Annotated in this window: 9 protein-coding genes and 1 pseudogene; all 10 read right to left on the reverse strand. The window is 67.8% G+C overall.

The features are described 5' to 3' along the window. Nucleotides 1-322 (reverse strand): annotated as a pseudogene (locus AC08OP_RS19570) (hypothetical protein); the annotation flags it as partial. 58 nt (nucleotides 323-380) lie between these two features. After that, complete coding sequence (locus AC08OP_RS19575) at nucleotides 381-635, reverse strand: hypothetical protein (protein ID WP_476615513.1); 255 nt, start codon at nucleotides 633-635, stop codon at nucleotides 381-383. A 175-nt stretch (nucleotides 636-810) separates the two neighbouring features. After that, nucleotides 811-1,536: a DUF2786 domain-containing protein gene (locus tag AC08OP_RS19580; RefSeq protein WP_476615514.1), complete on the reverse strand. Its 726-nt coding sequence runs from the start codon at nucleotides 1,534-1,536 to the stop codon at nucleotides 811-813. Between the two features lie 85 nt (nucleotides 1,537-1,621). Continuing rightward, complete coding sequence (locus tag AC08OP_RS19585; RefSeq protein WP_476615515.1) at nucleotides 1,622-2,149, reverse strand: hypothetical protein; 528 nt, start codon at nucleotides 2,147-2,149, stop codon at nucleotides 1,622-1,624. Nucleotides 2,150-2,463: 314 nt separating this feature from the next. Continuing rightward, nucleotides 2,464-2,844 (reverse strand): hypothetical protein, encoded by a 381-nt coding sequence (locus tag AC08OP_RS19590; RefSeq protein WP_476615516.1) that lies wholly within the window; start codon nucleotides 2,842-2,844, stop codon nucleotides 2,464-2,466. 70 nt (nucleotides 2,845-2,914) lie between these two features. After that, nucleotides 2,915-3,379 carry a hypothetical protein gene (locus AC08OP_RS19595; protein WP_476615517.1) on the reverse strand — a complete coding sequence of 155 codons (465 nt, stop codon included), beginning with the start codon at nucleotides 3,377-3,379 and terminating at the stop codon, nucleotides 2,915-2,917. Nucleotides 3,380-3,503: 124 nt separating this feature from the next. Further along, nucleotides 3,504-4,283: a hypothetical protein gene (locus AC08OP_RS19600; RefSeq protein ID WP_476615518.1), complete on the reverse strand. Its 780-nt coding sequence runs from the start codon at nucleotides 4,281-4,283 to the stop codon at nucleotides 3,504-3,506. Nucleotides 4,284-4,387: 104 nt separating this feature from the next. Further along, nucleotides 4,388-4,879: a hypothetical protein gene (locus tag AC08OP_RS19605; RefSeq protein ID WP_476615519.1), complete on the reverse strand. Its 492-nt coding sequence runs from the start codon at nucleotides 4,877-4,879 to the stop codon at nucleotides 4,388-4,390. A 27-nt stretch (nucleotides 4,880-4,906) separates the two neighbouring features. Then, a complete protein-coding gene (locus AC08OP_RS19610) occupies nucleotides 4,907-5,260 on the reverse strand; it encodes a hypothetical protein (protein ID WP_476615520.1) in 354 nt (117 codons plus the stop codon). A 92-nt stretch (nucleotides 5,261-5,352) separates the two neighbouring features. Next, on the reverse strand, nucleotides 5,353-5,622 hold a 270-nt coding region (locus tag AC08OP_RS19615), incomplete at its 5' end, for a hypothetical protein (RefSeq protein WP_476615521.1).

Raw genomic sequence — 5,622 nt, forward strand, 5'->3', positions numbered from 1 at the left:
GGCGGCGCATGTCGCGGCGGGCTATGTGAGGACAGAGCCGGGTCGATGCCTCGGCACATCCCTCGTGCATCGGCGGGTCGTAGTAGGCCCTGGCAGCGACGGAATCCGGGCTGCCGAGAAAAGCGACCTCCTCGTCGAACGGTCGGGCGCAGATACCGCACCGCCCCTCGGAGGCGAGACGGAGCGCCGCCCGGCCATCGACGGTCGAGAAGTCCGGCTCCCCGTGCGGGTGGCGCGCGGTGACAGCCGGGATAGGAACGTTGCGGCGCCGGTCGACCGGCAGTGTGTTCATCAGCTCGGGAAACTCGGAAGCATGGTTCACTGCCGCTCCTTTCCGTGACGGACGAAGACCCAGAGAAAAGGCCGGGCGATGGGTTCGGCTAGTCGCGGGAGTCCGCCCAGAAATCGGCCTTGGCGCGCATCCTGTCGAGCGCTTCGGCTAGGCCGGGAATGTCGTACCAGCTTTGGATACTGTTCTGGTCGTCGCGCATAAGGCCGACGTGGAACTCGCCGGGCTCGGTGCTTGCCGCGACGACGGCCCACAGCGGCACGTAGTGGCCCGCGCGGGGCACGTAGATGCCGGCTACCACCGGGCAGCCGACGAAGGTCGGGGGTAGGGGAAACTCAGGAGCCATCACTCTCGCTCCGTTCGGGTGAGGGTTCCGCGGCCCGGCCCGCGCGACGGCGTGTCGCCGGGCCGGGGCCGTGCGTCCGCGCGGAGGCGGGGCCGCTAGACGTGCCGGCCCGGCATCAGCGACCGTTCAAGGCCGAGCGCGTCCAGGTGACGCAGAACACGCAGGGATCGGCGTGTCAGGTCAGTGCCGGGCGTGACGTCCCGCTCTCGATTTCCCCGCCGAGCGCCGCGCGCCGTCCGTCTTCCCGACCTCGGTAGTAGCCGGTAGATGTCGGCCTGTAACGATTCTTGAACGTCCTCAGCTTCGGGTATCGCGCAGCCTTCGCCTGCTCAATCTGGTCGGCCTTGGATCGGAGCACCAGCGCTGTGGACGAACCTTCCGGCGCGTCCGTGCGTTCGGTTTCTCTCTGGGCGGCGTAGAGCTTTCCGCAGACCGTCGCGACCCAGCCTGCGATATAGGACGCCCGGTAGGTCTTGCCGTGCTCGCCGTCCGGCTTGTGGTGTTTAACCGCGTACGACGCGGCGTGGTCCAGCTGGCGGCTCAGCGACGCGAACAGCATCTCCACCGCCCGAATTCCTGACTCCGTACCGAACACGGTCGCCGAGATTCCGTTGTTCTCGTGTCCCACCGCGACCGCGCCATTCGCCGTCGCCACGGCGAACATCAGCGTCAACAGCGTCTTGCCGCCGGACTGGCGGGGCCGGGCAACCGGAATGAGCCTGTCTGTGATCGGCTCGTCCTTCGCCTTCCCCGTCGCGACGAGCTGCGCCGCGTCGATCCTGTGCCGGGTCATCAACTCCTGGGCCTTCGCGATCAGCGCTGATTGCTCGGCCAGGCTGTCCGTACTCTCCGCCTTCGCCAGCAAAGCCTTCACCCTAGCGACGTACTTGTCGTCACTCATGTGCTCGTTCCTTCTTCTGGGGTGTACTCGTCGTTCTGACGCCGTGCGGGCCGCGGAAAACGGCACCCAGCCTGCGCGGAAGAACTCAGGCGGGTACGGCGCGTAGCGCGTCATCCGCGCGCCGCATCGCTTCCCGGATGTATTCCTCGGAGTAGCTGAGATCGGGACCCGTGTACGACGGCTCAGCCCATGGGCTCTCGTCCACGGTGGGCGTGTAGTCGTCGCAGTCGCAAAGCTCGGGCATGGTGACCGGATTGGCCGGTGAGCCGATGCTCTGGTAGGCGGTATCTAGGTAGGTCTCCTCGAAGCCGGCCTGTCCCCGGTAGACCGCCATGCTGGTACGGACCACGGCGTCCGGGAACGCGCGGAACGCCGCCGACAGAACGTCACGGTATGCGTGCCAGCACGCGCACGGCATCCGGCGGCCGGTCCACGAGCGGCGTGCCCCCGGTCCCCGGCTGGTGATGACGGCCAGCCGTGCGACGCACTGTGGTCGGCGGGCGCATGGGAGTGCGTGCGCGTCCTTGCTGACTATCAGGTTCCCGTCGTACTGGCGGCTGACGTCGTCGGTAATCCGTGTGAATTCGTCAAGACTGACGCCGGAGATCCTCATCTCGGCCCCTCCGTGATTTCTTGGGTACGCGACTTACGCGCGTTGGGCGCGGCGCTGTCGTCCAGTCGTTGTCTGAATGCAGGCGCGGCTCAGTCGCGCACACAGCAACGGTTGTTTCCGGGTCCGCAGGACGGTTGCGCACAAATGCGGCGGTCGACCGCACGACAGTGTGGACCGCAAGCCGGCCGAATCAATGCCGCGAGCGCCGGCGTCGAGCGGTTCGCCTCCCGGCGGTAAAGGGATGCGCACGACGACCTACACCACCGCTGTATCCGTGTTTGCCTTCCGGCCAGCGGGCGACGACGCGGGAGGAGTCAGGCGCAGTTCTGGCGAAGCGGGACCCAGCCGTCCGGCGGGGTCGGATGATCCTGCTCGGCCCGGATGAGTTCGCGTATCTGCTCGCTCAGGTAGTCCTCGTCCGCGCGGGACAGCGAGGCGTCGTCGCTCCAGACGACACAGTCCGCCAGGGTCGTGGTGTCCACGACGACGCCGCCGAGACTGTCGGTGGTGTAGAGCGTCCCGCAGTGCGGGCACTCGACGACGGTCAGCAAGACGTAGGCCGACCAGGACCCGTCGGCGAAATGCGCCCGCTCGTCGGCGATCACGTCCGCGTCGCCGATCGGCGAACAGTAATAGTCCTGGTCGTGGGCGATGTAGACGCCGACGCGGGCCGGCGCCGCGGTCATGGTTTGCATGGCGGTACCTCCGGTGGAAACACGGGAACGACGGGCCCCCACGGGACCCTGAGGGCCCGGCTGGGCGGGGTCAGACGGCGCCGATCAGGTAGGTGCCGTCACGCAATGGTGTGAGCGGCGCGTGCAGGCCCGAGCCATTCGGGTGCGGTATATCCATGATCAGACGGCCGGCGAGGGGGCTGTCCGCGTTGTCGGCTATCCGCCGAACCATCATCGTGAAGGCGCCGCACGGGTCGCCGACAGACACGCTGGCAATGATCGTGTCGTCCGCTTCGTCGACGGCGATGCCCGCGTGATTGCACCACGACAGCGGGACGCGCTCCGGCTGATGCGGCCCCTCGTCGTCGGCAGGGTCGGCGCCGTCGGGTGTGTAGTCCGGGCACACCGGGCCGGAAGTTTCTCCGGTGAATCCGCCGGCGCCCTCTTCGTAAAGGTCGTCGCCGCAGGCCCGGCACCGGTAGGTGATATCGGTCGGGAACTCCACCTTGATTCTCGTCGTGTCCTCAGCCACGGCCTCGACGCCGCGGCCGTCCACGAGCAACGAACCGAGCATGACCCACCATCCGATCACGGAACGGAGAAACAGAAGACGGACAAGAGAGAAAACGGGCAGCCGGCGCCGACGTCTGGTCGGCGTGCTGCGCCGACCGCGGGAAGGTTTAACCGACGGTGAAATGCACCCGTCCGTTCAGGCAGAGCGGCTCGGGGCACATGATCGTGTCGTTGCCGATGCGGTGCGCGTCGTCGAAATAGAAGTCATTGACCGCGTCGTTGGCGAGGAACTTCCATGAGCCCTCATGGGCGTACCAGTCCGCGTCGCAGCTGTCACAGAACGCATGGCAGGCGTAGACGTCGGACTCCTCCCGGATCGTGTAGGCCATCGCGTCGGTGTCGATGCCCCAGGCCGGTCCGGCGCAGACCAGGCCGACATCCCGTTGCCGCCAGTCGCCTACCCTGCCCAGCACGTAGGTACCGGGCCAGACCACACCGGTTCGCTCGACGATGTCCCACGTGTCGGCCCGGCCCAGCTGGCACCGGGTCCAGCGGTAACGGACCGTGGCGACGTGGAACGGGCGCAGGACCAGGACAGCGGTCAGGCTCCGCCCCTCGTCCAGATAGCTGCTACTCGAGGTCTCGTCCGCCAGGTCGCACAGTTCGACGTAACCCAGCCGCTCGATCGACTGCAACGGGTCCTTCTCGTCGAACATCTCCGGGCCGTCGTCGCGGCCAGGTGCCACGTCCTCGCGGGTGATCTTGGTGAGGGCGTCGGCGATGTAGAAGTCCGTCGCCGCGTCGACACCGCCGTAGGGCGCGAACAGGCCGAGGACGTCCTCCAGCTCACCCGCGTCTCCGACGCGAAAGTGGGTCAGCAGGTCGCGGACGGTGTCCGCGGCATCGACGGTGATCGAGCCAGGCTCAACCGTCGTGACCATCTCCATCGTTGTCCTCCCTTCTCGGGTGGGCCGGTCGTGGCCGTGGCGAGGTGTCCGTACAGACCGGTCTCGACGCGCGGCGCCGGCATCGACCGCGGCCATGCGGAGGGTTAGGCCGACGGGTCGATCGGTAGCCGGCCCACCTCACGGGTGGCGGATATCTGCCGTCGGGTGATGCGACCGGTCCGCACCGCCCAGGCGATCTCCGCCTCGAGCAGCCAGTACAAGCCCTCGTCGCGGCGGCGTGGATCGGTGAACATCCGCAGCGCCGTGGCCAGCTCGTCGCGGACCGCGCGCAGGTAGTCCGGGCCGTTGACCGTGTGGGGCCGTAGCCGCCGGACCCGGTTGACGATCTGACAGTCCGCGGTTACGACCAGCTGTCCGGGTGAGATCACCCGCATGTCCACCTGTGGCGGCGGCGTGACCGACCGGACGTAGGTGACCTCCAGCCGCTGCCGGCCGACATGGCGGGTCACCTCCGCCCGCCGGTAGCGCCGGAAGGCATGCAGGTAGCCGACGGTGACGATCGGCAGCGCCGCGCGGCTGACCGGGACCGTTACCTCACCGAGCTGGCCGCTGGTCAGAACAGGCGGCGGGGACACACCGATGATCTCCACGGAGTTCGCCGGTCAGTCCAGCTCGTCGAGGGACGTCAGGACCAGCCCGTCGTTCCACGTGAACAGGTAGCCCTCGGGCGCCACATGGTCAGTCAGCCAGTCGCAGGCCTCGTCACCCATCTCCGGGAGCGCGTCAGCGACCGTGACACCGTTGACGACGAGACCGCCCGCCCAACGGCAGCACCCCCGGCCGGGGTTCATCGCCCAGAACGCGGCCAGGATCTTCCGATCCGCCGCGGACTGCGGCATGCCGTGCGCCACCGCCAGGCCCCACGTCTCGGCGTTCAGCTCGTCCGCCGTGCGGACGCCGCCGTCCAGCCAGGTACCCGCGGTCGCCGGCGTGGCCGTCGTGAGCGCAGTTGCCATCACGAGCCCTCTTTCGATCGTCGTTGTGAGGCAGCCGGCCGCGCCGCCACGGCACGGCCGGCGCCGAGAAGACATGCCGGGCCGGACCCCGGTCAGCGGTCCTGAAGGAACGTGTCGACCACGTCACGGCCGAAAATGCCGATCGCGATCAGGATGTGAATGAACAGCATTTCGACGCTCACCAAAAGCATCAGCTCGAGGAGGCACAGCAGCGCCGCCACGCCCAGGTGGTGACGGTGAGTCTTGTCGGCCAGGTGGCCACGGACGTTCGCCAGCATGAACCCGGTTCCTTCCACTTGGAAATACAGGCCACAGCAGGAAGAGGGGCAGATGGACACAGACGACGGACCACATAGGCGGTC

Source organism: Frankia sp. CeRuru1, from assembly GCF_977966315.1.

Bases quoted from the DNA above. Each gene is read 5' to 3' on its own strand.
- AC08OP_RS19575 (WP_476615513.1), bottom strand. From the start codon at position 635: ATGGCTCCTGAGTTTCCCCTACCCCCGACCTTCGTCGGCTGCCCGGTG.
- AC08OP_RS19580 (WP_476615514.1), bottom strand. From the start codon at position 1,536: ATGAGTGACGACAAGTACGTCGCTAGGGTGAAGGCTTTGCTGGCGAAG.
- AC08OP_RS19585 (WP_476615515.1), bottom strand. From the start codon at position 2,149: ATGAGGATCTCCGGCGTCAGTCTTGACGAATTCACACGGATTACCGAC.
- AC08OP_RS19590 (WP_476615516.1), bottom strand. From the start codon at position 2,844: ATGCAAACCATGACCGCGGCGCCGGCCCGCGTCGGCGTCTACATCGCC.
- AC08OP_RS19600 (WP_476615518.1), bottom strand. From the start codon at position 4,283: ATGGAGATGGTCACGACGGTTGAGCCTGGCTCGATCACCGTCGATGCC.
- AC08OP_RS19610 (WP_476615520.1), bottom strand. From the start codon at position 5,260: ATGGCAACTGCGCTCACGACGGCCACGCCGGCGACCGCGGGTACCTGG.